Source organism: Comamonas sp. 14P8.1.4, assembly GCF_057799285.1.
The window spans coordinates 1-26,023 of record NZ_JBYOKN010000002.1; the positions used below are offsets into that span (position 1 = coordinate 1).

General features: G+C 59.8%; 26 protein-coding genes. 22 read left to right on the forward strand and 4 right to left on the reverse strand.

The window, feature by feature from the left end; translation table 11 throughout:
- A partial coding sequence (locus AC27VO_RS04625) for a flagellin N-terminal helical domain-containing protein (protein ID WP_488665551.1) occupies positions 1-192 on the reverse strand: 192 nt, incomplete at its 3' end.
- A 344-nt stretch (positions 193-536) separates the two neighbouring features.
- Between AC27VO_RS04625 and AC27VO_RS04630 the strand changes: the two genes are divergently transcribed.
- The 10 genes from AC27VO_RS04630 (at position 537) to AC27VO_RS04675 (ending at position 12,024) form a co-directional block, all read left to right on the forward strand.
- Positions 537-2,168, forward strand: coding sequence for a flagellin N-terminal helical domain-containing protein (locus tag AC27VO_RS04630; RefSeq protein ID WP_488665552.1), 1,632 nt, complete (start codon positions 537-539; stop codon positions 2,166-2,168).
- A gap of 212 nt (positions 2,169-2,380) precedes the next feature.
- A complete protein-coding gene (gene motA / locus AC27VO_RS04635) occupies positions 2,381-3,238 on the forward strand; it encodes a flagellar motor stator protein MotA (RefSeq protein ID WP_488665553.1) in 858 nt (285 codons plus the stop codon).
- A gap of 3 nt (positions 3,239-3,241) precedes the next feature.
- Positions 3,242-4,219 carry a flagellar motor protein MotB gene (motB, locus tag AC27VO_RS04640; RefSeq protein ID WP_488665554.1) on the forward strand — a complete coding sequence of 326 codons (978 nt, stop codon included), beginning with the start codon at positions 3,242-3,244 and terminating at the stop codon, positions 4,217-4,219.
- Positions 4,220-4,297: 78 nt separating this feature from the next.
- Positions 4,298-4,690, forward strand: a complete 393-nt coding sequence (cheY, locus tag AC27VO_RS04645) for a chemotaxis response regulator CheY (protein WP_488665555.1) — start codon at positions 4,298-4,300, stop codon at positions 4,688-4,690.
- Positions 4,691-4,694: 4 nt separating this feature from the next.
- Entirely contained in the window at positions 4,695-5,465 is a 771-nt protein-coding gene (locus AC27VO_RS04650) for a protein phosphatase CheZ (RefSeq protein WP_488665556.1), read from the forward strand.
- 237 nt (positions 5,466-5,702) lie between these two features.
- Positions 5,703-6,854 (forward strand): EscU/YscU/HrcU family type III secretion system export apparatus switch protein, encoded by a 1,152-nt coding sequence (locus tag AC27VO_RS04655; protein WP_488665557.1) that lies wholly within the window; start codon positions 5,703-5,705, stop codon positions 6,852-6,854.
- Between the two features lie 21 nt (positions 6,855-6,875).
- On the forward strand, positions 6,876-8,993 hold the full coding sequence (flhA, locus tag AC27VO_RS04660) for a flagellar biosynthesis protein FlhA (protein ID WP_488665558.1): 2,118 nt from the start codon (positions 6,876-6,878) through the stop codon (positions 8,991-8,993).
- A complete protein-coding gene (gene flhF / locus AC27VO_RS04665) occupies positions 8,990-10,525 on the forward strand; it encodes a flagellar biosynthesis GTPase FlhF (RefSeq protein WP_488665559.1) in 1,536 nt (511 codons plus the stop codon). Before flhA ends, flhF begins: the two co-directional genes overlap by 4 nt.
- Positions 10,518-11,303, forward strand: coding sequence for a hypothetical protein (locus AC27VO_RS04670; protein WP_488665560.1), 786 nt, complete (start codon positions 10,518-10,520; stop codon positions 11,301-11,303). The genes flhF and AC27VO_RS04670 overlap by 8 nt, the downstream gene beginning before the upstream one ends.
- Before the next feature lie 4 nt (positions 11,304-11,307).
- The gene (locus tag AC27VO_RS04675) at positions 11,308-12,024 is read left to right on the forward strand and encodes an RNA polymerase sigma factor FliA (RefSeq protein WP_488665561.1); all 717 of its coding nucleotides are present in this window, start codon (positions 11,308-11,310) and stop codon (positions 12,022-12,024) included.
- A 147-nt stretch (positions 12,025-12,171) separates the two neighbouring features.
- On the opposite strand, the gene AC27VO_RS04680 is transcribed toward AC27VO_RS04675, so the two are convergent.
- The 3 genes from AC27VO_RS04680 to flgA all read right to left on the reverse strand — a co-directional run bounded on the left by AC27VO_RS04680 (position 12,172) and on the right by flgA (position 13,802).
- A complete protein-coding gene (locus tag AC27VO_RS04680) occupies positions 12,172-12,537 on the reverse strand; it encodes a hypothetical protein (protein WP_488665562.1) in 366 nt (121 codons plus the stop codon).
- A 107-nt stretch (positions 12,538-12,644) separates the two neighbouring features.
- Positions 12,645-12,971: a flagellar biosynthesis anti-sigma factor FlgM gene (gene flgM, locus AC27VO_RS04685; RefSeq protein WP_488665563.1), complete on the reverse strand. Its 327-nt coding sequence runs from the start codon at positions 12,969-12,971 to the stop codon at positions 12,645-12,647.
- Positions 12,972-13,061: 90 nt separating this feature from the next.
- The gene (gene flgA, locus AC27VO_RS04690) at positions 13,062-13,802 is read right to left on the reverse strand and encodes a flagellar basal body P-ring formation chaperone FlgA (RefSeq protein ID WP_488665564.1); all 741 of its coding nucleotides are present in this window, start codon (positions 13,800-13,802) and stop codon (positions 13,062-13,064) included.
- Between the two features lie 170 nt (positions 13,803-13,972).
- Here flgA and flgB point away from each other — a divergent pair, with 170 nt between their 5' ends.
- From flgB to AC27VO_RS04750, 12 genes are all read left to right on the forward strand, one after another.
- Positions 13,973-14,398 (forward strand): flagellar basal body rod protein FlgB, encoded by a 426-nt coding sequence (gene flgB, locus AC27VO_RS04695; protein ID WP_488665565.1) that lies wholly within the window; start codon positions 13,973-13,975, stop codon positions 14,396-14,398.
- A 28-nt stretch (positions 14,399-14,426) separates the two neighbouring features.
- Positions 14,427-14,831: a flagellar basal body rod protein FlgC gene (gene flgC, locus AC27VO_RS04700; RefSeq protein ID WP_219163593.1), complete on the forward strand. Its 405-nt coding sequence runs from the start codon at positions 14,427-14,429 to the stop codon at positions 14,829-14,831.
- A gap of 24 nt (positions 14,832-14,855) precedes the next feature.
- Positions 14,856-15,527 carry a flagellar hook assembly protein FlgD gene (locus AC27VO_RS04705; protein ID WP_488665566.1) on the forward strand — a complete coding sequence of 224 codons (672 nt, stop codon included), beginning with the start codon at positions 14,856-14,858 and terminating at the stop codon, positions 15,525-15,527.
- 17 nt (positions 15,528-15,544) lie between these two features.
- Positions 15,545-16,834 (forward strand): flagellar hook protein FlgE, encoded by a 1,290-nt coding sequence (gene flgE, locus AC27VO_RS04710; protein ID WP_488665567.1) that lies wholly within the window; start codon positions 15,545-15,547, stop codon positions 16,832-16,834.
- A 37-nt stretch (positions 16,835-16,871) separates the two neighbouring features.
- Positions 16,872-17,609, forward strand: a complete 738-nt coding sequence (gene flgF / locus AC27VO_RS04715) for a flagellar basal-body rod protein FlgF (protein ID WP_488665568.1) — start codon at positions 16,872-16,874, stop codon at positions 17,607-17,609.
- Between the two features lie 35 nt (positions 17,610-17,644).
- Positions 17,645-18,427 carry a flagellar basal-body rod protein FlgG gene (flgG, locus tag AC27VO_RS04720; RefSeq protein ID WP_488665569.1) on the forward strand — a complete coding sequence of 261 codons (783 nt, stop codon included), beginning with the start codon at positions 17,645-17,647 and terminating at the stop codon, positions 18,425-18,427.
- Between the two features lie 121 nt (positions 18,428-18,548).
- Positions 18,549-19,289, forward strand: coding sequence for a flagellar basal body L-ring protein FlgH (locus tag AC27VO_RS04725; protein WP_488665570.1), 741 nt, complete (start codon positions 18,549-18,551; stop codon positions 19,287-19,289).
- Between the two features lie 21 nt (positions 19,290-19,310).
- The gene (locus AC27VO_RS04730; protein ID WP_488665571.1) at positions 19,311-20,456 is read left to right on the forward strand and encodes a flagellar basal body P-ring protein FlgI; all 1,146 of its coding nucleotides are present in this window, start codon (positions 19,311-19,313) and stop codon (positions 20,454-20,456) included.
- Complete coding sequence (gene flgJ, locus AC27VO_RS04735; RefSeq protein WP_488665572.1) at positions 20,453-21,409, forward strand: flagellar assembly peptidoglycan hydrolase FlgJ; 957 nt, start codon at positions 20,453-20,455, stop codon at positions 21,407-21,409. Before AC27VO_RS04730 ends, flgJ begins: the two co-directional genes overlap by 4 nt.
- 20 nt (positions 21,410-21,429) lie before the next feature.
- Positions 21,430-23,448, forward strand: coding sequence for a flagellar hook-associated protein FlgK (gene flgK, locus AC27VO_RS04740; protein WP_488665573.1), 2,019 nt, complete (start codon positions 21,430-21,432; stop codon positions 23,446-23,448).
- A 26-nt stretch (positions 23,449-23,474) separates the two neighbouring features.
- Positions 23,475-24,671 carry a flagellar hook-associated protein FlgL gene (gene flgL, locus AC27VO_RS04745; protein ID WP_488665574.1) on the forward strand — a complete coding sequence of 399 codons (1,197 nt, stop codon included), beginning with the start codon at positions 23,475-23,477 and terminating at the stop codon, positions 24,669-24,671.
- A gap of 39 nt (positions 24,672-24,710) precedes the next feature.
- On the forward strand, positions 24,711-25,937 hold the full coding sequence (locus AC27VO_RS04750; protein WP_488665575.1) for an HDOD domain-containing protein: 1,227 nt from the start codon (positions 24,711-24,713) through the stop codon (positions 25,935-25,937).
- The last annotated feature ends 86 nt before the right edge of the window (positions 25,938-26,023 follow it).

Here is a 26,023-nt window from a genome sequence, read left to right on the forward strand (position 1 = left end):
GGCCACCGCCAAACCCTTGGCTTGGGCGTTCATGCGCTCCGAAATGGCCAGACCTGCTGCATCGTCCTTGGCGCTGTTCACGCGCAGGCCCGAAGACAGGCGTTGCATCGAGGTGGACAGTGTGCTGCCCGACAGGCTCAGATTGCGCTGTGCATTGATCGAAGCGACATTGGTGTTGATGGTCATGGCCATGGTTTGCTCCTGAATATCTATAAGTGTTTGCTTCAGCAGCGTGGCCACTACCGCCCAATGCCACTTCGCTGAATCGCCGTCTTCTGCTTCTTCGGAGCAAGGCCATGGCTCTTGAGCCAATTGCCGACAGTCGGCATGCCATACGCCACAACACCGACAGACGGCACGCACCACTGCCTATGGAAGCACCGAGATAAGCCCCTTTTCCACCTTTATTTCCTTTAGTGCGCAATGGGCAGCCATAGAAGAATTACCCCCATCGCTAGCGTTGCCTGACGCGCATCTATGCCTATGGCCTATGTGAGCGATCCAAGCAACTCGCTTTTTCTGAAGGAAACGAAGCAATGGCCGCAACTATCAATACGAATATCGCCTCCATCAACGCACAGCGAAACCTGTCGTTGTCGGGACAGTCTTTGAACACCACCATGCAACGCCTGTCTTCAGGTCTGCGCGTGAACAGCGCCAAGGACGACGCTGCGGGCTTGGCCATTGCCGAGCGCATGAACACCCAAGTGAAGGGCCTGACCGTTGCATCGCGCAACGCCAACGACGGCATCTCGCTCGCGCAGACCGCTGAAGGCGCACTGGGCAAAGTGGGCGACATGCTGCAACGCATGCGTGAACTGGCGGTGCAAGCCTCCAATGCCACCAACAGCGCCAGCGACCGCAAGGCGCTGCAGGCCGAAGTCAAGCAGATGTCTGCTGAAATTGACCGTGTGGCCAAGCAAACCAACTTCAACGGCCAGAAGATTCTGGACGGCTCGTTTGCCGGCGCTGTATTTCAAGTGGGCGCCAACTCCGGCGACAACGTGACGCTGGGCGCATTGGCAGACACCCGCGCCAGCCAGATTTCGAACATCAACTATTCGACCACTAGCATTGGCTTCAATGTCAGCGATGACGCAGGCCCAGCCATTGCCGATTTCGATCAAAAAATCCCTGCAGGCGCCCTGCAGATCACGGTCGATGGCCTGCCCGCTGTCAAGCTGGAAGAACTTGACCCCGCCAACAGCAGCCTGGAGCGCATTGGCCAAGTCATCACGGCCATCAATAACAAGACCGCTGACACTGGCGTGACTGCCTATATGACCCTCAAAGAGGGCACACAGGAATACACCATCTCCCTGGTTTCCGAGCGTGTGGATGAGAACAATGTCCCCAAGAACATCACATTCTCCGGCTTCACCGCAGCGACCACAGGCCTGGAAGGCACAGTAAGCCCACTCGCCACCCCAACAGCGCCTACATCATGGACTGCAGATGAAGCACAAAAATTTGCTGACGATTTAGCCGCGATTGCCTCTAAGCCCAGCGGCAAGGCCGCTCTCTCCACTGGCGCGCTGGGCACCGCCTATAACGCATATCTGGCAGGCCCTACACAGACAACAGCTGATGCCGTAATTGCAGCACTTGGCACCGCAGTTACTGGCTTCAACGGCGCCCTGACAGCACAGAATGGCTGGGATGGCACTGCAGCCTCTGCAAGAGCTGCCGGCGGCTATCTGGAAACCTTGGAAACTCTTGCAGGCGTCACACCTTCTGCAATTACAGCAACCTCAACAGATGCACAAGTTCTTGCCGAAGTGTCGCGCTTGGAAGCCCTGACGGGTGTTGCAGGTCTTGACATCAAAGAACGTCACCAGCAACTGAACGAGCGCGGCGTGGATGACATCGATGTGACCACGCAAGCTGGCGCCTGGGTGGCTCTGAAGAAAATTGACAGCGCCATTGACCAAGTGAACGCCGCACGCGCCACCTTGGGTGCCATGCAGACCCGCTTTGAGACGGCTGTGAACAATATCGACATCCAGGTCGAGAACCTGTCGGCTGCCCGCGGCCGCATCATGGACACCGACTTTGCCGTGGAAACTGCCAACCTGAGCCGCACCCAGATCCTGCAGCAAGCAGGTACGGCCATGGTGGCACAGGCCAACTCCCAACCTGAGCAAGTTCTGCAATTGCTGCAGGGCTAAGCAAGGCTGCGTTTTTCCCCTTCAGAATTACCACTGGATGCCGATAAAGCCTCCAGTGGTTTTTTTGCTCGTGCGTGACGCAATGGAGAGGCTGTACTACAGCTTTACCTATATCCATCCATGGGCGCTAAAGCTGCAAAGCCATAAACAAGATGGCTTTTCATGCACCATTCCTGCGCTTGGCTTTGTTTAGGTTCTGACACAATTTCCACATGCTTGTCCTTTTTGGTTACATCATCGCCTTCGGTTGCGTCTTCGGTGTTTACGCCCTTCACGGCGGAAACATGGGCGTGCTGGGCAAAGCCCTCCCCTTTGAAATGGCCACCATTGGTGGTGCCGCGATTGGCGCGTTCATTGTGAGCAACCAGCCTAAAGTGCTGAAGGCCACCATGGCTGCGATCCCCTCTGCGCTCAAAGGCTCTAAATTCACCAAAGCTCGTTTTATGAGCTTGCTCGCCCTGCTGTACGACTTGCTGCAAAAAGCACGCAAAGAAGGTCTGATGGCGATTGAAATGGATGTGGAAGAACCTGAAAACTCGGAAATTTTCCAGAAATATCCAGATTTGCAGGCAGATCACCATTTGGTCGAATTCATTACCGACTATCTGCGCATGATGGTGTCGGGCAACCTGAATTCCCACGAAATTGAAACCCTGATGGACAACGAGATCGATGCCCATCACCAGGAAGGCCACCGCGTGGTGGTGGCCCTGCAACGCCTGGCCGGTGCATTGCCTGCATTCGGTATCGTGGCTGCGGTGCTGGGTGTGGTGAACACCATGGGCTCCGTGGGCCAGCCTCCCTCGGTACTGGGTGGCATGATTGCCTCGGCCCTGGTGGGTACGTTCCTGGGTATTTTGCTGGCGTATGCGCTGGTCGAGCCTTTGGCTGGCCTGATTGAGCAACGCCACCAAGATGGCAGCAAAGAGTTTGAATGCATCAAGTGCACGCTGATTGCCAGCATGCAGGGCTACAACCCACCCACGGCCATTGAGTTTGGTCGCAAGGTGCTGTATTCGACGGAGCGCCCTGGCTTCCTGGAGCTGGAAGAGCACGTCAAGAGGAAGTAAGCGATGCCGCCCCCAAACGCTCCCGGCGGCGCACAAGCCGGGGCAGCCAACGACAAGAAGCTGCAGCCCATCATCATCAAACGCATCAAGAAGGGTGAGCATGGCCACCACGGTGGTGCGTGGAAGATTGCCTATGCCGACTTTATGACGGCAATGATGGCGTTCTTCTTGCTGATGTGGCTGCTGGGCTCGACCTCCAAGGGTGACCTGCAGGGCATTGCCGCTTATTTCAACTCCCCTTTAAAGGTGGCGATGAACGGCGGTGACGGCTCGGGCAACAGCTCCAGCATCATCCCTGGCGGCGGCACCGATCTGGCCAAAATTCACGGCCAGGTCAAACGCTCCGAATCAGAAGAAAACGACCAGCACCGCAAGAACATGCGTCAGCAACGTGCCGCGCAAGATGCCCAACGCATCAAAGCGCTGCGCGCCAAGATTGACGCCATGATCTCGAGCAACGCCACGCTGAACGAGTACAAGTCGCAAATCCGCATCGATGTGACGCCGGATGGCTTGCAGATCCAGATTGTGGATGAGCAAAACCGCCCGATGTTTGACATTGGCAGTGCCATCGTCAAGCCGTATATGCGCGACATCCTGCGGGAAGTAGGCGCTGCACTGGGTGGCGTGGAAAACCGTATCAGTCTGGCTGGCCACACCGACGCGGCGCCCTACGGCACCGGCGAGAAGGGCTACAGCAACTGGGAATTGTCTACCGACCGCGCCAACGCTTCGCGCCGCGAATTGGTGGCCTCTGGCATGCCCAACGACAAATTGGCGCGTGTGGTGGGTCTGGCGGCCAGCGATTTGCTGCACCCCGATGACCCCCGTGCGGCACAGAACCGGCGCATCACGATTACCGTGCTGACGCACGAAGCGGAAGAACGCTTGCTGGGTAAGCCAGCGCCTTCTGCGCAAGAAGACAACAAATTGCAAGCGGAAAAGCAGGAGAATCCCACTCCAACACGCGAAACTCCGTGACAATTTGTGACTAAGGACGAAGCCTGCGCTTTGGCACAGGCTTTATTCAGAATGAATATTTGACCGAAAGGGGCCTCTGTGGCTACCAATGCCCTGCGTTTTTTGATCGTTGACGACTTCTCCACCATGCGCCGTATTGTGCGCAATTTGCTGAAGGAAAGTGGCTTTACGGAGGCTGATGAAGCCGAAGACGGTGTGGCTGCACTGCACAAGCTGCGCAACAGCAAGTTCGACTTTGTGGTCACCGATATCAACATGCCGAACATGAACGGCTTTCAGCTGCTCACCGAAATCAAGGCCGATGACAAGCTCAAGCATCTACCCGTGCTGATGGTGACTGCCGAAGCCCGCAAGGAAGACATCGTGGCGGCTGCCCAAGGCGGTGCTGCGGGCTATATCGTCAAGCCCTTCACCAAGGCCACCTTGGAAGAAAAGGTCAACCTGATCTTGAAGAAGGTTGGCCTGAGCTAAGCCCATGGACCAAGCAACGCCTCACAGCGACACATTGCCCGCCGGTTTCGACCAGAGCAATGTCCACAACAAAATCGGCTTGCTCACACGCCAGCTGCACAATTCGCTGCGCGAGTTGGGCTATGCCGACCGGTTGCGTGGCGCTACCGAAGAGTTGCCGGACGCGCAGAACCGTCTTTCCTATATTGCGCGACTGACGGGTGAAGCGGCGGAGAAGGTGCTGTCTTTGGTGGATGACGCCAAAGACCGGCAAACCGACATCGTGGCGCAGACCAAGCACATGCGCCAGTCCATGATTGCGGACCCTGTCGCAGCGGTGGCCAAGGGCCACATCATGAATTACCTGGAAGACATGGAAAAATCCACGGAAATCGTGGACAACCAGTTGACCGACATCATGATGGCCCAGGACTTCCACGACCTGACCGGGCAAGTGATTGCCAAGGTGGTGCGTCTGGCCGGCGACCTGGAAAGCCAGTTGGTGGAGCTGCTGCTGCAGACTGCACCGCAGGTGACCAGCGGTGCCACCTTGCTGGATGAGGGCGAAGTCAGTGCTGCGGCCGCCATGGCAACAGGCGCCAGCGTCTGTGCCGATCAGGCCGATGACCTGTGGGCCGCTGCCCTGGCAGAAACCACGGGCGCAGAAGCACCGCCCGCTGCAGCCGCGCCTGCAGCCCACCCGCAGCTGCAAGGCCCTGTGGTGGACCCCAACGCCCAGGACGTGGTGACCTCCCAGTCCCAGGTGGACGACTTGCTCGCCAGTTTGGGATTTTAAAAAGCATAGCTTCTTGCGCTTGATTGCTCTTGATTTCCAGCAGTTTTCTATTGGAAGTCTAGATTTATCAAGCGCTGGCAGCTATGTTTTTTCAAGCATCTGCACAACCGCTAGCAGATTGCCCGGCGCTCCCCACCGCAGTGGGCGCCCAATAAGCGACCGGTGTCGCTCGCTTTTCCAGCTTTAGCAATTTGGCCGCTTGCGGACAATGGCGTGAGACCTTTCCCTCACGCCGTCATGGAATCGAGCCAAGATAAATCCCTACCAGCAACCGAACGGAAGCTGCAGAAAACCCGCAAGGACGGGCAGACATCGCGTTCACGCGATCTCGGCCACCTGGCGGTATTGGGTGTGGGCTCGTTGATGGTGATGATGGGTGGCCCCACCCTGATGCACCACCTGCGCATTGCCATGAGCAAGCAGATGTCCTTCACCGCTGAGACGGTGCTGGCCCCGCAGCTGATGATGGAGCGCCTGATCGAGATGGCGCTGGTGGGCATCATGGGCTGCGTGATTTTTGCGCTGGCGCTCAATACCGTCTCCATCATCCTGACGCTGATGTCCGGCGGCTGGGTCTACAGCACCAAGCCCATCATGCCGCAGTTCAGCCGCATCAACCCCATCTCTGGGCTGGGCAACGTTTTCTCCAAACAGCAGATCATCACCGCCGTCAAGAACGTGGTGCTGACCATTATTTTGGGCACTGTGGGTTGGTTCCACATCAAGAGCGGCATTGTGGATTTGTCCCACATTCCCGCGCTGGGCGGCTCTGCCGCCTTGGCCGAAGCCGGCAACTGGATTGTCAGCGGCATGGTCATGCTGCTGGTGGTGGTCTTTGTCGTCGCCATGATCGATGTGCCGCTGCAAAAAGTGCTGTTCCTGCAGCGCCTGAAGATGAGCCACCAGGAAGTCAAGCAAGAACACAAAGAGTCCGAAGGCAGCCCCGAGCTCAAAGGCAAGATTCGCCAAAAGCAGCGCGAAATTGCCCAGCGCGCCAGCGTTTCCGCCGTGCCCAAGGCCGACTTTGTGGTCACCAACCCCACCCACTATTCCGTCGCACTGCGCTACGACGAAAAAACCATGGCTGCTCCCCAAGTGGTGGCCATGGGCGCCGATCTGGTGGCGTTGAAGATTCGTGAAGTGGCCAAGGCTTATGAGATTCCCGTGCTGGAGTCCCCCATGCTGGCCCGTGCGCTGTATGCACACGCCGAGATTGATCAGTCCATTCCTTCCACGCTGTACACCGCCGTGGCCCAGGTTTTGGCCTATGTATACCGCCTCAAGGCCGCGATGCGCGGCGAGGCTCTTGCACCTGGTGAGCTGGTTCAGCCCCATGTGCCCCCTGAACTTGACCCGCACACCAAGCGTGCTGCGGCAGCGAAGCCTTAAGCGTTAGAAAGCACTGCACCCATGAGCACTGCACTCCTGAAAAACCTGCAAACCTGGAACACCAAGCACGGCATGGCGCTCCAGAGCTTGGCCGCCCCCATCTTGGTGATTGCCATCCTGGCGCTGATGGTGCTGCCCATCCCGCCATGGTTGCTGGACACCTTCTTTACACTGAACATCGCCACCGCCTTGATGGTGATGATGATTGCGGCCTACATGGTCAAGCCGCTGGACTTTGCGGCTTTTCCTTCGGTGCTGCTGCTGACCACCTTGATGCGCCTGTCGCTGAACGTGGCCTCCACCCGCGTGGTGCTGCTGGAAGGCCACACCGGCCCCGGCGCTGCGGGTGCGGTGATCGAGGCCTTTGGCCACTTTCTGATTGGCGGCAACTTTGCCGTCGGTCTGATCGTGTTTGCGATTTTGGTGGTGATCAACTTTGTGGTGGTGACCAAGGGTGCCGAGCGTATCGCCGAAGTGTCGGCCCGCTTTACCCTGGACGCCATGCCCGGCAAACAGATGGCCGTAGATGCCGACTTGAACGCCGGCCTGATCGACGAAGCCGAAGCCAAGCGCCGCCGCGCTGAAGTGGGCGAAGAAGCCAACTTCTTCGGTTCGATGGACGGTGCCTCCAAGTTCGTGCGCGGCGACGCCATGGCCGGTATTTTGATTCTGATCATCACCATCGTTGGTGGCTTCATCATCGGTATGGCACAGCACGGCCTGAGCGCTGGCGACGCCGCCAACAGCTACGTGCTGCTAGCTGTGGGCGATGCGCTAGTGGCACAGATTCCTGGTCTGCTGATTTCCGTGGCCTCCGCCATGGTGATCTCGCGCGTGGGTAAGGACAACGACACCGGCAAGCAAATTGCCAACCAGATGCTGGCTTCGCCCCGCGCGCTGGCTATCACCGCAGGCATTCTGATCATGCTGGGTCTGATCCCCAATATGCCCCACACGGTTTTCCTGGTGATGGGTTCGCTGTTTGGCTATGGCGCCTGGCTGATTCACCGCCGCAACACCCAGCGTACACAGCAAGCCAAAGCCGGCACTGGCGAAGCACCCATGCCCGGCGCACTGGCGGCACCGCAACAAGATACCGAAGCCACCTGGGACGATCTGCAACCCGTGGACTTGCTGGGCCTGGAACTGGGCTACCGCCTGATTGCACTAGTGGACAAAAAGCGCCAGGGCGACCTGCTGACCCGCATCAAGGGCGTGCGCCGCAAATTTGCACAGGAAGTGGGCTTCCTGCCCCCTGCCGTGCACGTGCGTGACAACCTGGAACTCAAGCCCAGCGCCTACCGCCTGACGCTGCGCGGCGTGATGGTCGGCGAAGGCGAAGCCTTCCCCGGCATGTACCTGGCCATCAATCCCGGTGGCATCACGACGCCGTTGATCGGCACGCCCACCACCGACCCCGCCTTTGGTCTGCCCGCGCACTGGATCGACGAGCGCCAAAAGGAAGCGGCACAAATGGCTGGTTTTACCGTCGTTGATTCGGAAACTGTCATGGCGACACATTTGTCACACTTGATGCAAATGCATGCTGCCAAGCTGTTGAGCCGTAATGAGGTGCAACAACTGGTGGAGCACGTGGCCAAAACCGCGCCCAAGTTGATCGAAGAAGTTATTCCCAAAATGGTGTCCATCACTGCGTTCCAGAAAGTTCTCCAGCTGCTGCTGGAGGATGCTGTGCACATCCGTGATATCCGCACCATCATCGAGACACTGGCCGAAAACGCCTCGCTGACCCAAGACCCCGTAGAACTGGCCCGCCGTGTACGTATTGCACTGGCCCCTGCCATCGTGCAGCAGATCTACGGCCCCACCCGTGAACTCAACGTCATTGCGATCGAGCCCGGACTGGAACGCCTGCTGGTACAAGCCCTGGGCAATCCTCAAGCTCCTTCGCTGGACCCCGGCGTGGCAGACCTGCTCACACAACGTGCGGCCGAAGTCGCCAACAAGCAAGAAGAACTGGGCATGCCCGCTTGCTTGCTGGTACCGGACGCCATTCGAAACGCTATCGCACGCCTGGTGCGCCGTGTAGCCCCGCGTCTCCAAGTGCTTGCGCACAGCGAGATCCCCGAGACCCACACGATCCGCATCGGCCCCATTCTTAAAGGTGCAAACGCATGAACATCCAACGCTTCATAGCCCCTACCTCCCGTGAGGCCCTGGACAAGGCGCGTGCCGTTTTCGGTGAAAACACATTGATTTTGTCCAACCGCCCCACCGCTTCTGGTGTGGAAGTCATGGCCACGGCCGAGGACGCACTGGGCAATCTGGACCAGGGCAGCCAAACCAGCCCCGGTCTGATGGCAGCCATCCAGGCGCGTGAGGCCGATGAGACCCGCGCCCCCAAGCAAACGCCCAAGGCCCCTATCCGCATGGATGCCCTGCTGCAGCAAATGCCCAAGCCCACGGTGAAAGCCAATCCACGCCAAAGCGTGGCAGAAGACACCGAACAGCTGGCCATGAGCACCCTGTCCTTCCAGGACTATGTGCGCGAACGCATGCTGCGCCGCCGCAACGAGGAAATGACCGGTGAAGTCGCCCCCGAAGCGATGCCCACATTTGCTCGCAAGAACCGCCTGGATGCGGTGCGTGACAGCGCCCCGCTGCCCACCGCACCATCGGTGGTCAAACACAACCCCCTGCGTGGCCTGGCTGTTGAGCTGCCTGCAGAGCAACCCCGCAAAGCGACGGCTGCAGCCCCTGTGGCCGCACCTGCGCTGATGAACGAGCTGCAATCCGTCAAGGATCTGATTGAAGAGCGCTTCAACACCCTGACCTGGATGAACCAGACCCGTGCCAATCCGCTGCACAGCAACATGATGCTCAAGCTGATTCGCTCCGGTTACTCGCCGGCCTTGTCGCGCACCATCATGGAACGCCTGCCCCAGGATGCGGGCACGGCCGATGCCATGAAGTGGCTGGTGCAGGTGCTGGAGCGCAATCTGCGCACCGACAGCGCCGAAGCCCCCATCTGGGACCAAGGTGGTGTCTTCGCACTGGTGGGCTCCACCGGCGTGGGCAAAACCACGACTGCTGCCAAGCTGGCCGCCCTGTGCGCCGCCAAGCACGGCCCCAACAGCGTCGGCCTGATCACGCTGGACACCTACCGCGTGGGTGGCCACGAACAACTGCGTGCCTACGGCCGCATGCTGGGTGTGGTGGCACACCTGGCCCATGACAAAGCCGCGCTGCAAGACCTGCTGGGTCTGCTGGCTGGCAAGAAGATGGTACTCATCGACACCACCGGTGTGGCACCGCGCGACCCCCGCAAGGAAGACATTCTGGAAGTGCTGAACCTGCCTGGCATCCAACGCCTGCTGGTGGCCAACGCTGGCGCCCATGGCGACACGCTGGACGAAGCCCTGGCGGCCTTCAAGCGTGAAGGCTGCAAGCAAGCGATCTTGTCCAAGGTGGATGAGGCCGTGAAGCTGGCCCCTGCGCTGGATGCACTGATCCGCCACCAACTGGTGCTGCGCGGCATCACCAACGGCCAGCGCGTGCCGGAAGACTTTTCCCGCGCCAACGCCAACGAACTGGTGGCCACATCGATGCGTGCCCACACCAAGTCGGCGTATGACCCATCGACGCTGGACATGGACTTCTACTTCACCGAATCTTCTTCGGGCCTGGCCCACGGAGCTTTGCATGCTTGAGAGCGTATGGCACCAAGGAACAGGCCTGCACTGGCAAGGCGCGCAGTCGTCGCTGCGTGTATTGCCTGTGGTGCCATCCGGCGATCCCGCAGATGCCGCCGCGGTCTGGATGGCCTGTGCGCAATTGCAGCAGCAAGGCTACCCGGTGGTCGTGCTCGATGGCTCTGAACAAGAGTCGGAAGCCACGCCCGGACTGCAGGACATGCTGCAGCCCCGCCAGGGCTACGCCTTCAACGCGCTGGCGGCCGAAATCAGCAACCCGCTGAGCGTGGCCACCTTGCCTGCCGCACGCGGTTTGGTGCAGCTGCAGCACAAAGCCTCCATCACCGGAGAGCGCCCGCTGGATCTGCTCTACCGCTATGTGCGCAACCATGCTCTGGTTGTGCTGTGGGCACCTGCCCCCTTGCTGGCCGGCATGATGCAAGGCTGCTCGCAGCCCTCCATCCAGCTGGTACCGGCCCAGTCGCGTAACGTGGTGAGCAGCTACCGCGCACTCAAGCAGATGTTCATGGCCAGCGGCCAAATGCCCCGCCTGGTGGCCATGCGCCCCGCAGGTTATGGGCTGGATTCGCTGCTCAAGTCGCTGTCGCAGTGCGCCATGCACCATTTGCATGACGAGCCGCTGTGCGAGCAGTTTGATCCGCTCCAACCGCGTCAGCTGCAGCGCTGGGCCCTACAATGCCTTGTACACTCGGAAACCGTGTTCGCCCCGCAAGAGGCTGTCGCTGCCGGTGCAGCCCACCCTCATTCTTCATCGCCTGCTGTGTGGAGCCATTGAGTCAATGTACACCGCCCATGGCCAGTTGGACCGCGATGCGCTGATTCGCCAGCATGCCCCGCTGGTGCGCCGCATTGCGCAACACATGATTGCCAAACTCCCGCCCAACGTGGAGTTGGATGACCTCATCCAGGTCGGCATGATTGGCTTGGCCGATGCCCTGTCCCGTTACGAATCCAGCCAAGGTGTGCAGTTTGAGACCTTTGCCGGCCAGCGTATTCGCGGCGCCATGCTCGATGAACTGCGTGAAAACGACTGGATGAGCCGTAGCTCGCGCAAAGGCCAGAAAGACATTGAACGCGCCATCCACAAGCTCGAGCAAGAGCTGGGGCGTGCGCCCAAAGAGTCGGAAATTGCGGGCTCCATGGAGCTGGAGCTGGGTGAATACCAGTCGCTGCTGTCCAAAGTGCGTGGCACACAGCTGGTTTACCTCGAAGACATCACCCCCGGCGACGACGACGGCGGCAACTTTCTGGACCGCTTTGTGGCCGACTCAGACGCCGACCCCTTCGCCCTGCTGCGCGATGAGCGCATGCGCACCGCCCTGGTCAGCGCCATTGAAAATCTGCCCGAGCGCGAAAAATACGTGATGGGCATGTACTACGAGCACGAGATGAATCTCAAAGAGATTGCCGCCGTGCTGGAAGTGACCGAATCGCGCGTGTGCCAGCTGCACAGCCAGGCCATCGCCCGCCTGCGCACCAAGATGCGCGCCCACTGAATCCAACCCCACCATGCAAAAAGCGCCAAATATGGCGCTTTTTTTTATTTTGATAGCTGCTCGCGCTGGTTGCTTCTACATTTCAGATACTTAACCACCTGAAATACAGACAACACGAGCGCTATACGCTATGAAATTTAAATTATCTTAACCACTGATGTGGTACATGCGCGCCACCGAAGCCGCTGCACCCGGCTGCTTGCTGCCGCCGTAGGTGTGGCTGATGGACTGCTCAGGCATCAAGGTGGCCAGCTGCTGGGCCGTAATGGCCGAGACTTTGGCAATGTGGCCACGCATTTGCGTCAGGCGTTCCGACATGACCTGCATGCGCTGCACATTCTGCGCATTGAACTGATCCGCACCGAAGCGCTGCGCCAGGCCGGCAAAAGCCTGCATGCCATCGCGCAGCTGGCGAATGGCCTGTTCGGTGGATTCGGGTTGGTTTTCCAGCACCAGGGCATTGACCAGATCGATCATGCCGTCAATTTGTTCCAGAGCTTCGCTGAGTTGCATGGCTGTGACAGAGATTTTGAGCGGTTGAGACGGAGTTCGGGCGCTTGGGTCCGGTGCCGCCGAAGGTCGAGAAGGCGGCAACCGGCGACAAGCGCCCGCTTCAGGGTTTAGACGCGGCCTGCGCCCAGCAACGCCGCGGCGTCCACCAACATCTTGTCGGCGATTACGCTGGCGTTCACTTTGAACGTGCCGTTGGCAATCGCTTCACGGATGGCATTGACCTTGACCATGTCCACATCCGAAGACGATTTGGTGTTCTGATCCAGCGAGCGCACCGAGTTCGACACGGTCACAGGCACCCCTGCGGCATTCGCACGGGTTTGCTGCACCACTTCACTGGCAGTGCCGCTTTTGCTTTGCTGGGCTTGTTGTGCAACGTTTTGCTGCACCTTGGCTGCCAGCATTTCGATATTGGTATTTTGTCCGACCTTCATTTCTGCTCCAATCGCCCCGCTCAAGGGCTCCGTAGTCTAACCATCGACCTATGGAAAGAAAACTTGAGTATTTTCTTTCAACCGTCTGTATCACTGTGCAACAACGACTTCGCCTTGCTGATTGACGGTACCTATCACCGTGCGGCCATTGTCCATGCGTACGCGTACATTTTGCCCAGGTGCTCCACCTTCCAGCGCCTTACCAGAGGAAGTAAGCACAAACCCACCCCCTTCTACCAGCACTTTCACGCCCGCACCGGGTTTGAAAATCTCGGTGGCTTTGACCATGCTTTGGCGCAGGGCCATGCCAGCTGTCAGATTGCGTGCCGCCGTTTGTCCGATCCAGTCGTCAGGTAAAGCAATGATGGCATGGGGCGACTCGGCCCAGTCCACCTCGCTTTGCATGGCGTGCTCCGAAGTGAGCGCCTCGCCCATGCTGACGTTGTTGACCAGCACCCACGCAGGCCCGAAAGCCTTGATGGTGACGGGCATGAACACATTCCAGGGCTTTTGCCCTTCCACGCAGCGCATGCCAATGCGGGTGCGGCCCCATAACTTGCTGCCGCTGGGCAGATAGGGCTCCACACGCAGGCAGGGCGCCAGGTTCAAGCGCGGGTCCAGCTTACCCACCACCACTTCCATGCGCAGCGGCACGCTTTGTTTGTCGCTCTGAGCCAAAGCGTCCTGCAGCCATTGGCTGCTGAGTGCGGACAAATCCTCCGCCAGGACTGCAGAAGCACTGCTTGCCACCAGCGCGCCCGCAGACAGACGCACGACAGCGCGCGCGACGCGTGAAGAGAGAGCAGACAGCGAAAAAACAGAATGGTGCATGGCATGCACTGTAGGGCGAGAGCGGCTGGCGCTAAACGCCGAAGTACGCCTGCAACCCCGCTTTCTTCGCGCTTTAGCAAAAACCCGGCGTTTCCATAATCGCTGCACGCACCAAAGTCTGAGGGCTGGGGTGTCACCGTTTTCGTTTTCCATATTCAGCGAGGAATCACATGCTCAACAAAATGACCGGCGGTTTGGACTTCCACAGCGACGCTCTGCTGTTGCGCGCAGAGCGCCAGCGTGTGATCTCCAGCAACATCGCCAATGCCGACACACCGGGCTACGTGGCGCGCGACTTCAACTTTGCCAAGACGCTCAAGGCCGCCCAAGGCGACCACAGCTCGGTGCGCAAGGCCTTGCAAGAAGCCAGCACCACGCATGCCCAGCACATGCCGCTGCCCACTGAAAAATTTGGCAGCGATGGCAAAGGCCCGCTGGGCTACGCACTGGCTTCGCAGCCCAGCCTGGACAACAACACCGTGGATCTGGACCGCGAACGCGCCAACTTTGTGGACAACGCTGTGCGCTATGAAGCCACGCTGCGCTTTCTCAACGGCCAGTCCAAAACCATGCTCAGCGCCATCACCGGCCAGTAAGCCGCACTGACACAAGGAAACCATCGCCATGTCCATGTTCTCCATCTTCAGCGTCTCTGGCAGTGCCATCAGCGCGCAATCCCAGCGTTTGAACGTTGTGGCCTCCAATCTGGCCAACGTCGATGCTGTCGCCGGTCCCGATGGCGAGTCTTACAAGGCTCGCCAGGTGGTGTTCCAGACCGCTCCCATGGGCCCTGAAGGCTCTGCAGGCGTCAAGGTCAAGGACATCACAGAAGACAACACCCCAGGCCGCCGCGTGCACAACCCCGAGCACCCACTGGCCGATGCACAGGGCTACGTCACCCACTCCAATGTGAATGCCGTCGATGAGATGGTCAACATGATTTCGGCTTCCCGCTCGTACCAGAACAACGTGGAAGTCATGAACACCGCCAAGTCGCTGCTGCTGAAAACGCTGCAACTGGGCCAATAAGCCATCATTCAAAGGTTGACGCACATGATCTCCGGCGTATCAAACACCAGCACCACCACATCCAGCAGCACCAGCTCCGCCACTTCGGCCGCTGACATGCAGGACCAGTTCTTGACACTGCTCGTCGCGCAGTTGCAGAACCAGGACCCCACCCAGCCAATGGACAACGCACAGCTGACGTCCCAAATGGCGCAAATCAGTACCGTCAGCGGTATTGAGAAGCTCAACACCACCGTCGAGAGCGTGACCGGTCAGTTTGCCTCCATGCAGATGCTGCAAGGCGCTTCCATGATTGGCCACACCGTGCTGTCCGAAGGTAACCAATTGGGCCTGTCTGCATCGCAAAACGATGACGGCACCACCAAGCTCAGCGGCACTGCAGGCTTTGACCTGGAAGGCTCGGCCGCCAACGTCACCGTCACCGTCACCACGGCTTCGGGTCAGTTGGTGGACACCATGGAGCTGGGCAGCGCCGCCGCGGGCCGCAACTACTTCACTTGGGATGGCAGCAACTACACCGGCGACAGCATGGATCTGCGCTTCAAGGTCACTGCGACCAATGGCAGCGCCGCTGTCAAAGCCACCACGCTGTCTCCCAGCGCTGTGGTCGCCACCAGCATCAGCAATGGTTCGCTCATGCTGGAACTGGGCAACGGCAGCAGCGTTAACTACAACAGCGTCAAGGCTGTGTTTTAAATTCGTAGGAGCTAATCATGGGTTTTCACCACGGACTTTCCGGCCTGAACGCTTCCAGCAAAAACCTGGATGTCATCGGCCACAACATTGCCAACAGCAACACCGTTGGCTTCAAAAACAGCCGCGCTGAATTCAACGAAATGGTGGCCAGCGCCATGGGCGCAGCCAGCACCAACAACACCGGTATCGGTGTGAGCGTGGCAGCCGTTTCGCAGCAATTCACCCAAGGCGTGATCACGCCCAGCGCCAATGGCCTGGACATGGCCATCAACGGTGACGGCTTCTTTGTGGTGCAAACCGGCACCGGCACTGCCTACACCCGCAACGGCGCGTTCCAGCTGAACAAGGCCGGCGAGCTGGTCACCGTGAACGGTGACAAGGTACAAGGCTATTCCATCGACCCCGATACTGGCGTGCGCACCAGCGTGGCGCTGACCAACTTGGTCTTCCCCACTGGCGCACCCATTGCCGCCAAGCAAACCGATAACGTCAAGGCTACGATCAACCTGGACGCACGCGTCGACCAGAATGCCGTGCCGGCCCCCGCACGCGCCACCTACGGCACCTCGCTGGAAGTGTTTGACGAGCAAGGCATGGCAACGCCTCTGGCCATGTATTTCGAAAAGACCGATGCCAATACCTGGACGGTGTATGACAGCCTCGATGCAGGCGCCGAGCCGATTGGCCAGCTGACATTCGACTCCACAGGGAAACTGAAGGACGTTGCAACTTACAGCGGCGCCACTGACCCTGCGGGTCTGAACCCTGGCGATGCAGGTTATGTGCCGCAGTTCAACGCACCCGCTGGCACCACCTTGAACACCACGGTGACCACGACCAACCCCAACAACCCCAACCCAGGCCCCTGGGATGTCGACATCGACCTGAGCGGCGTCTCCCAGCTGGGCAGCGCTTTCTCGGTGGCACGCCTGACGCAAGACGGCTACGCCTCGGGCGAGCTGACCTCGGTCAACGTGGGTTCGGACGGCACTTTGATGGCGACCTACTCCAACGGCATCACCCGCGCTGAAGCACAGGTGGCCCTGGCCAAGTTCACCAACACCCAAGGCCTGCAGCCGGATGGCAACAACAACTGGGTGGCTTCCGCAGACTCAGGCCCTGCCATCTACGGCGCAGCGGGCTCCGGCAGCTTCGGCACGATCCAAGGCAGTGCGCTGGAAGAGTCCAACGTGGACCTGACCGCACAGCTGGTCAACATGATGACTGCGCAGCGCGCCTACCAGGCCAATGCCCAGACCATCAAGACCCAAGACCAGATCTTCTCGACCCTGGTGAACCTGCGCTAAGCGCACGCCCCCGAACACGCGCAATTAGGAGCTCGTAATGGACCGCATCATCTACACCACCATGACCGGCGCCAACGCCGCTGCACAACGGCAGGCGGTGCTGTCGAACAACTTGGCCAATGTCTCGACCACGGGTTTCCGTGCCGAGCTGAGCACTTTCCGCTCTGTCCCCCTGGAAGGCCAAGGCTCCAGCACGCGCGTTTTCGGTTTGGATGCCACATCGGGCCACCTGGACCTGGCAGGCCCCGCGATGACCACCGGCAAAAGCACGGACCTGATGGCCCGTGGCAATGCCTGGTTTGCCGTGCAGGGCATGGATGGCCTGGAGGCCTACACCCGCAACGGCGCACTGGAAGTGACCGCCGACGGCCAACTGGTGACTGCCACCGGCCTGCCCGTGTTGACCGACGGCGGCGCCCCGGTCGACATTCCCCAGAATGCACGCGTGAGTTTCGGCGGCGATGGCACGGTGGTGGCTACGCTGGATGGGCAAGACCCCATCAACATCGGCCGTCTGAAGATGGTCACCCCGAATCTGGAACAACCCCTCAAACGTGGTGATGACGGTCTGTTCCGCAACGCCCAGGGCGATTTGCCTGCAGACGCCAACGCCACCATGGTGGCCGGTGCACTCGAAGGCTCCAACGTGAACGCCGTGGAAGCCATGGTGGGCATGATCGCCGCCTCGCGCCAGTTCGAGCAGCAAATGAAGCTGCTGACCACGGCCGAAACCAATGACAAAACCGCCAGCCAGCTGCTGAGCATGAACGGCTAAGCCGAACGCAACGAAATACGGAAGGAAACTTCACCATGATGAATTCCCTGTGGATTGCCAAGACTGGTATGTCTGCCCAGCAGACCCAGATGGATGTGGTCTCGCACAACTTGTCCAACGTCTCCACCACTGGCTACAAGCGCCAAAGCGCGGTGTTTGAAGACTTGATCTATCAAAACCTGCGCCAAGTGGGCTCGCAAGCTGATGAACAAAACGTGCTGCCCACAGGTATGCACCTGGGCCTGGGTGTGCGCACTGTGGCCACTACGCGCAACTTCACCCAGGGCACGCCCATGGAAAGCGGCAAGGACCTGGACGTGGCCATCAGCGGTGACGGTTTCTTCCAGATCCAGATGCCCGATGGCACCACGGCCTATACCCGTGACGGCACCTTCAGCAAGGATGCCAACGGCCAGCTGGTAACTGCCGGCGGCTACCCCCTGCTGGACGGTATTACCGTGCCCCAGGATGCAACCAAGCTGAGCATCAGCCGCTCGGGTGCGGTCTCCGCCACACTGCCTGGCCAAGCACTGCCCCAGCAGATCGGCCAGCTGAACACGGCTTCGTTCATCAACCCTCCAGGTCTGGAGCCCATCGGTGAGAACCTGTACCGCGAAAGCGCGGCCTCGGGCGCCCCCCAGACAGGCACACCGGGCACCAACAACCTGGGCACGGTGATGCAGGGCTTTTTGGAAGGCTCCAACGTGAACGTGGTGGAAGAGCTGGTCAACATGATCCAGACCCAGCGCGCTTACGAGATGAACTCCAAAGCCATCTCCACCAGCGACCAGATGCTGGCCAAGCTGTCGCAGCTGTAATTCAACTTCAATAATCAGAGCAGCAAGCGGTCTATTTCAAAGGGATTCACACAGAAATATCTGTAAAACCTTTGATTCACCACCGCTAGCCGCTCCTGTTTTGCATTTCTTCGGAGCGTTTATGTCCGCCTCTCGCCCTCTGTTCCAAGTTTTTGCGTTGTCTCAGCGCGCTCCACGCGTCGCGCTGTGGGGGGCAGCCAGCTTGGTCGTCAGCGGCTGCGCGTTCAACGAACCGCCACCGGTGGATTTGCAAAGCCAGACCCACCCGCTGCCCGCCACCGCCATTGCGGTGCCCCAGCAGCAGGCGCAAAACTCGGGCGGCCTGTTCCAGGCCAATCGCTATCGCCCGCCCTTCGAAAGCCGCCGCGCGCGCCTGGTGGGCGATATGGTGACGATTCAAATCGCTGAAAAAGTCACCGCCAGCCAACAATCCTCTTCCACCGTCAACCGCGACAGCAAAATGTCGGCCGGCATCACCGACCTGCCTTTGCTGACCGGCGGTGCACTGGGCACCGCACAGAAGCTGGGCAAGCTGGGCGTGGGCAGCAATGCCGACTTTGAAGGCGGCGGCGGCACCACCAGTGCCAACACCTTCACCGGTGCCATCACGGCCACCGTGGTGGAAGTGTTGCCCAACGGCCACTTGGTGGTCACCGGCGAAAAACAAATTGGCGTGAACCAGAACGTGGATGTGCTGCGTTTTACCGGCACGGTGGACCCCTACCAGCTGCAGCCCAACAGCGTGATCAGCTCGACCCAAGTGGCCAATGTACGCGTGGAATCGCGCGGCCGCGGCCAGCAAAATTCAGCGCAGGCAATTGGCTGGTTGTCCCGCTTCTTTTTGAGCTTTATCCCTTTCTAAAGCTCTCCAGAATTGGGCAGTATGAAAGTACTGTCCACGCTCTCCACATTCCGCACCGCACGCCTTGCCCTGGCGTTGCTGGCCCTTAGCGGCGGCATGCTGGTGTCACCAGCACACGCCTTACGTATCAAGGAAGTGGCCTCGGTTCAGGGCGTACGGTCCAACCAGTTAACAGGCTATGGTTTGGTCGTCGGTCTGGATGGCACGGGTGATCAAACCACCCAGATGCCCTACACCACCCAGACGCTGTCGAACTATCTGCAGCAAATGGGCATCACCCTGCCCGCCACGGCCAACACCAACAATCTGCAGCTCAAAAACGTTGCGGCCGTGATCGTGACTGCCGAGTTGCCCGCCTTTGCCCAGCCCGGCCAGCACATTGACATCAATGTCTCGTCGATGGGCAATGCCAAATCGCTCAAAGGCGGCACGCTGATCACCGCCCCCCTGCGCGGTGCGGATGGCGAGATTTACGCGCTGGCCCAGGGCAACCTGGTGATCGGTGGTGCAGGTGCCTCGCAGGGCGGCTCCAAAGTACAAATCAACCACCTCAGCGCTGGCCGTATCCCTCAGGGTGCCCAGGTTGAACGAGCAGTGCCCACGCCCATCAACGATGGCGACACCATCAAGCTGGGCCTGAACGACACCGATTTCCAGACAGCCAACCAGGTCGTCAAGGCCATCAATGGCCGCTACGGCGCTGGCACGGCCATGGCGCTCGACGGTCGCACGGTCGAAGTGCGCGCCCCCCAGCACCCCGGTGCACGCGTGGGTTTCATCGCCGATATTGAAGAGCTGAACCTGCCGGTGAACAAGCCTGCAGCCAAGGTCGTGATCAATGCCCGCACTGGCTCGATTGTGATGAACCAGGCCGTCACCCTCGGCCCCTGCGCGATTGCCCACGGCAACCTGGCCATCACCATCGACTCCACCCCCGTCATCAGCCAGCCTGGCGCCTTCTCACAAGGGCAGACCGTGGTGGCAGAGAAAACCAATATCAACGTCAAGCAAGAGCCCGGCAAGATCATTCGCGTGCCTGCTTCTCCGCAACTGGCGGATGTGGTGCGCTCTCTCAATGCGCTGGGTGCCACACCCCAGGATTTGTTGGCCATTTTGCAGGCCATCAAGGCGGCAGGCGCACTGAACGCCGAGCTGGAGGTGATATGAGCACGATCCATTCAAGCAATGCGCTGGCCACCGATGTCAACGCACTCAACAGCCTGAAAAACCAGGCCAACGCCAACAATCCGCAGGCAGCCCGTGAAGCCGCCAAGCAGTTGGAATCGTTGTTCATGCACGAGATGATCAAGAGCATGCGCCAAGCCACCATGAAAAGTGGCTTGCTGGACAACGAAAGCTCCAAGCTGGCCGACTCCATGATGGACCAGCAGCTGTCGGTTTCCATGTCCGGCATGCCTGGCGGCCTGGCCGATGCGATCACGGCGCAGATTGCCCGCTCCATGGGGATTGATCCTGCCGATGCAGGAGGCAATACCGCTTCCGCGCTGGGCGGGATGGAGCGCAATTTCAGCATTCCTTCCACCGTCAGCTTTGCAGGCCGCAGCGCCCGCTACCCCGGGCTGTCCGGCACCTCGCCACTGGGTGGCAGCACGGCGTTTCTGGATGCGTATGCCCCGTCCCCCAAGGGCCGCGACAACTTTGTGCAATCCCACAACAACGCGGCCCAACGCGTGGCCCGCGAAAGCGGGATTCCCGCCAGCTACATGCTGGGCCAAGCCGGCCATGAAACCGGCTGGGGGAAAAGCGAAATCCGCGGTGACAACGGCAGCAACTCGTTCAACCTGTTCGGCATCAAGGCCGGCGGCAGCTGGACGGGCAAGGTGGCCGAGATCACCACCACCGAATACGTCGACGGCGTGGCACAGAAGGTCAAAGCCAAATTCCGCGCTTATGAATCCTATGAAGATTCATTCCGCGACTACGCGCGCCTGATCACCGAGAGCCCGCGCTACGCCAAGGCCGTGCAAAGCACTGGCAGCGCCAACGCCTACGCCACCGCCCTGCAAAACGCAGGCTATGCCACCGATCCTCAATACGCCAGCAAGCTGTCTCGTGCCATTGAAAGCGCACGTGCTGCCCAACAAGGCACCCAAGGTTAAAGCTTTAGAAAGATACGCACATGAGCTTAATGAACGTCGGCGTTTCCGCACTGATCGCCAACCAGCAAGCGCTGACCACCACTGGTCACAACATTGCCAACGTCAACTCCGCTGGCTATTCGCGCCAAACCGTGGCCACCAAGGCACTGGTGGGCCAGAACCTGGGCACCGGGTATGTGGGCAAAGGTGTGCAAGTTGCCACCATCATGCGCAACTACAACGAGCTGCTGGGCAAGCAATCCAACGCAGCCAATGCCACCAGCGCTGCCGATGCCATCCGCTACCAGTCGCTGATGCAGATGCAGGACGTTTACTCGGGCGGCGACAGCAGCCTGGGCGCAGCGATCAACAGCATGATGAATGCCTTCGCCGACGTCGAAGCTGCCCCCGCCGACGGCACCGCCCGCAGCGTGGTGCTGACCCGCATGAGCGAGCTGACCGCACGTTTTCGCGCGGCTTCGGCCACGCTGCAAGAGCTGGACTACTCCACCAACCAGCAAATCACCAATAACGTGACGCTGGTGAACAATCTGGCCGGTCAGGTAGCGTCACTCAACACGCAAATTGCGCGCTCTTTGGCCTCTGGCCACCAGCCCAATGACCTGCTGGATGCACGCGATCAACTGATCCGCGAAATCAACCAATACATCCAGACCACCCAGGTCGATGCCGACAACGGCGCTATCAACTTGTTTGTGGGTGGCAGCCAGGCGTTGGTGTTGGGCAGCAGCACAGGCCAACTGAGCGTGGCTGAAACGGTGGAATACCCAGGCAGCCAAAAACTGTCGCTGTATTTCAGCCAGTCCAATGGTGAGAAAGTCGAGCTGACTGCGGCCATGGTGGGTGGTGGCGAAATCGCCGGTCTGCTCAAGTTCAACAACGATGACCTGGTGGCTGGACGCAACTTGCTGGGCCGTTTGGCACTGTCGATTGGTACGGAGCTGAACAACCAAAACAAGCTGGGCCTGACCCTGTCCGGTGACTACGGCACGGATTTGTTCAAGCTGACAGGCACGACCACCGGCTGGAGCAACATTACCGGTTACAACGCAGACAATGCGGCACAGCGCGCAGAAGCGGCCGTATCTGACACCCATGCGCTGGTGGCTTCGGACTACCGCATCCAGTTTGATGGGGCAGGTGGTGCCCAGCTGGTACGCCTCTCGGATGGTCAGCTCACCGCGTTGACGATGGATCCTGTGACCGGCGACATCAACCAAACTGTGGATGGCCTGCAGTTCACCGTGCCTGGTGCCATCACCAACGCTGCACAGAAAGGCCAGAGCATCCTGTTCCAGCCGTTCAACAAAGCGGCGGATGAAATTCAACCTTTGGTGCACAACGCCGCAGGTTTGGCGGTCTCCAATGCCGTCACGGCCAGCATGGCCACAGGCAATCTCGGCTCTTTGCAACTCACCAGCTTGCGCACGAACAGCCTGGGCACCGTGGACAACGCGGGCATCCCTGTTCAGAGCCAGATTCCCGCAGAAGGTACACCGGCCACCATCCAATTCATCGATGATGCGGGCCATTACGAGGTGACCTACCAAACCTGGAATGCCGCAACCAATACTTGGGATACAGCGACTGCTGCAGGCACCTACACCTCCGGCAACCCCATCACCGTGCTGGGCTGGAGCATCACCATGACAGGTACACCCAAACAAGGTGACGCCGTCTCGGTGGGCAATTCCAAGGATCTGGGTGATGGCCTCAAGCTCAACGCAGGCAACGCCTCGGCCTTTCTTTCGCTACGCGATGCCACTATTTTTGATGGTGGCACCACGCTGAGTGACGGTTTCTCCGCCGCCATGGCCGTGATTGGCACACGTACACAAAGCGCGCAGTACGCCGCCGAGCTGTCTGAAACCGTGGCCAACAACCTGAACGCAGACCGCACCTCGGTCTCTGGCGTGAATCTGGACGAAGAAGCCGCGCGCTTGCTGCAGTACCAGCAGGCCTACCAGGCTTCCGCCAAGATCATCCAAACCGCCCAATCCCTGTTTGACAGCGTTCTGAATGCTGTTGGCGGCCGTTAATTGACGCACACACCAGGAGTCACCCCATGAGCATTACCCGCCTTGGTACGGCGCACATGTACGACCGCACCATCAGCAACATCAGCAAGCAACAGGCTGATTTGGCCAACCAGATGGAACATGCATCAGCTGGCAAAAGTGTGATTCGCGCCAGCGATGACCCTGTGGCTGCGGCCCAGGCAGAGCGTGCGCGCACGCGCCTGACACGCATTGAAACCGATCAGCGCATGCTGGATGCGCAGACCGCGACCATCAAGTACGGCGAATCCACGCTCGGTGAAATCAATAGTGCCGTGCAAGAGTTCCGCTCGCTGATCGTCAATGCGGGTAACGGTGCCTATAACCAGACGCAGCGCGACACCTTGGTCGAGCAGCTGCAAAGTCTGCGCGACCAGATCCTGAAGTACACCAATCGTACGGACAGCAATGGCTTGCCCCTGTTCCGCGGCTTGGACACAGAGGCCGCAACGCCTTTCCCCAATGGATCACAAGGCATTAGCGGCGGTCAGCCCAATAGCAGCGAATACACCATCACCAACTCCTTGGATGGTGCGCTAGCGTTCTTCAGCGGCAAGACGGGCAACGGCGTGCTGGCGGTGGATATTGGCGCAACCAATACCGGCACCGCTTGGGCCGATGTGGGCACGATCAAAGACCCCGCACTTGCTACAGCAGTGACCACCCCCATCGACATCACGTTCCAAGATGGTGCAGATGGCGTGGAATACAGCATCGATGGCGGCACCACTTGGACGGCATACAAATCTGGCGATGCCATCTCGGTAGCCGGCATGGATTTGGTCATCACCGGAGAACCCAAGGCCGGTGACACCTTCACGGTCAAGCCCAGCGAGACCTTGTCCATTTTCGAAGCGCTGGACAACGCCATCGCGGCAGTGAAAAGCAACGGCAACTCCGATGGCACCACCGACCACGGCGCTTTGGCCCATGGCCTGGCCAAGTCTTTGGCTGAAATCGACACCCAGCTCAACCGCGTCTCCACCGTGCGTGGTGTCGCGGGTGACTTGCTGAATCAGGCCGAACGCATGGGCTCCACGCTGCTGGCACGCAATGAGCAGATGGAAGCCCAGCGCTCCGCTGCCGAAGACATCGATATGGTGGCCGCACTGTCGCAGCTCAAGACGCAGGAAACCGCGGTTTCTGCCGCGCTGCAGTCCTACGCGTCGATCCAGAAACTGTCCCTGTTTGATTACATCAGCTAAGCTGATGATTCATCCCCTCTGACACCCTAGGTTGGCACCGTGGAATTTGTTCTGAATGCTTTGGTGATGGGCTATCGCCCGCTGTGGAATGCCGAACGCAATCTGGGCGGCGTGCAGCTGTTTCTGCACGACGACCCCAGCAAGCCTGTCGACACCGCACACTTGCTGCGCATCTTGGCCGAGATGTGGGCACCGTCCTCACCACGGCTGCTGCTGTCACCGCAATCGGTGGCCCTGCTGCAGGCCATGCTCTCGCACATCACTCCTAACCCAGCCTGGGCCCTGGAAGTGCGTGCGGAGTGGATGGCAGACCACCCCGAGCTGCAAACCCGCGTCGCGCAGGCCGCGCAGCGCGGTGTGCGCCTGGTGTGGCGCGGCGGCATGAACCAGCTGCCCACCACGGCAGAGGCCAATGACTACGCTTGCAGCTTGCTGCACCTGGAGCCCCAGGATGCGCTGATTCTGATGCGCACCACCGTGGATCAACCAGTGCCGCAGCGCCTGGCCTTGCTGGAAGGCCAGATGTATGAAGAGATCCACAGCCAGGCCCTGGTGCGCCGCTGCCTGGAACACTACAGCGCCAGCGCGATTGCGGGTTGGCCCACGGACGATGTGCTGCACCGCCTGCGTGGTGCGCGTTTGCTGCACCCTTCGCACGAACATGTGCAGCGCCTGATGAAGGCCGTGGACGCCGATCAGTCGCTGGACATCTTCGAAGAAATTCTCAGCGAAGACCCTTTGCTGGCCTACCGCTTCATGCTGTATGCCAATTCGGCCGCCCTGGGCGCCCGCAACCCGATCAACTCCCTGCGCCGCTCGCTGGTCATGCTGGGCTACGGCACGCTCAAAGAGTGGCTGGCCAACCAGCTGGTGCATGCCAGCCATGATAAGGACTTGCAACCCATCCGCCTGAGCGCCGTGATGCGTGCGCAACTGACTTCGCACCTGCTGGATGCCGGCGTCAGCCAGGAGCTGCGCAGCGAGGTCTACCTGTGCGGCCTGTTTGCACGCCTGAACGATGTGCTGGACGAGTCGCTGGAAGCCACGCTCACCCGCCTGCCACTGTCGGAGCGCATTCCCGACGCCGCTGTGCGCGGCGAAGGCCCCTACGCACCCAGCCTGCAACTGGCTTTTGCGATGGAGCGCGAAAACGGTGCAGCCACCGTGCGCGAAGTGTGCGAGGAGCACGATATCTCTCTGGAGCACGTCAACCGCACACTGCTGCGCCTGGTCTGCGAATGGAGCAACCAGCACCCCAACTGGTAAAAACCATAGCCTCAAGCGCTCATCCAATAAGCGTTTGACAGTAAAAACCACTGAAAACTGAAGCTGCGCCAGCGCTGCCAGCTTCA

Coding starts and splice junctions, on each gene's coding strand:
- AC27VO_RS04630 (WP_488665552.1), top strand. CDS start 537: ATGGCCGCAACTATCAATACGAATATCGCCTCCATCAACGCACAGCGA.
- motA (WP_488665553.1), top strand. CDS start 2,381: ATGCTTGTCCTTTTTGGTTACATCATCGCCTTCGGTTGCGTCTTCGGT.
- motB (WP_488665554.1), top strand. CDS start 3,242: ATGCCGCCCCCAAACGCTCCCGGCGGCGCACAAGCCGGGGCAGCCAAC.
- AC27VO_RS04650 (WP_488665556.1), top strand. CDS start 4,695: ATGGACCAAGCAACGCCTCACAGCGACACATTGCCCGCCGGTTTCGAC.
- AC27VO_RS04655 (WP_488665557.1), top strand. CDS start 5,703: ATGGAATCGAGCCAAGATAAATCCCTACCAGCAACCGAACGGAAGCTG.
- flhA (WP_488665558.1), top strand. CDS start 6,876: ATGAGCACTGCACTCCTGAAAAACCTGCAAACCTGGAACACCAAGCAC.
- flhF (WP_488665559.1), top strand. CDS start 8,990: ATGAACATCCAACGCTTCATAGCCCCTACCTCCCGTGAGGCCCTGGAC.
- AC27VO_RS04670 (WP_488665560.1), top strand. CDS start 10,518: ATGCTTGAGAGCGTATGGCACCAAGGAACAGGCCTGCACTGGCAAGGC.
- AC27VO_RS04675 (WP_488665561.1), top strand. CDS start 11,308: ATGTACACCGCCCATGGCCAGTTGGACCGCGATGCGCTGATTCGCCAG.
- AC27VO_RS04680 (WP_488665562.1), bottom strand. CDS start 12,537: ATGCAACTCAGCGAAGCTCTGGAACAAATTGACGGCATGATCGATCTG.
- flgM (WP_488665563.1), bottom strand. CDS start 12,971: ATGAAGGTCGGACAAAATACCAATATCGAAATGCTGGCAGCCAAGGTG.
- flgA (WP_488665564.1), bottom strand. CDS start 13,802: ATGCACCATTCTGTTTTTTCGCTGTCTGCTCTCTCTTCACGCGTCGCG.
- flgB (WP_488665565.1), top strand. CDS start 13,973: ATGCTCAACAAAATGACCGGCGGTTTGGACTTCCACAGCGACGCTCTG.
- flgC (WP_219163593.1), top strand. CDS start 14,427: ATGTCCATGTTCTCCATCTTCAGCGTCTCTGGCAGTGCCATCAGCGCG.
- AC27VO_RS04705 (WP_488665566.1), top strand. CDS start 14,856: ATGATCTCCGGCGTATCAAACACCAGCACCACCACATCCAGCAGCACC.
- flgE (WP_488665567.1), top strand. CDS start 15,545: ATGGGTTTTCACCACGGACTTTCCGGCCTGAACGCTTCCAGCAAAAAC.
- flgF (WP_488665568.1), top strand. CDS start 16,872: ATGGACCGCATCATCTACACCACCATGACCGGCGCCAACGCCGCTGCA.
- flgG (WP_488665569.1), top strand. CDS start 17,645: ATGATGAATTCCCTGTGGATTGCCAAGACTGGTATGTCTGCCCAGCAG.
- AC27VO_RS04725 (WP_488665570.1), top strand. CDS start 18,549: ATGTCCGCCTCTCGCCCTCTGTTCCAAGTTTTTGCGTTGTCTCAGCGC.
- AC27VO_RS04730 (WP_488665571.1), top strand. CDS start 19,311: ATGAAAGTACTGTCCACGCTCTCCACATTCCGCACCGCACGCCTTGCC.
- flgJ (WP_488665572.1), top strand. CDS start 20,453: ATGAGCACGATCCATTCAAGCAATGCGCTGGCCACCGATGTCAACGCA.
- flgK (WP_488665573.1), top strand. CDS start 21,430: ATGAGCTTAATGAACGTCGGCGTTTCCGCACTGATCGCCAACCAGCAA.
- flgL (WP_488665574.1), top strand. CDS start 23,475: ATGAGCATTACCCGCCTTGGTACGGCGCACATGTACGACCGCACCATC.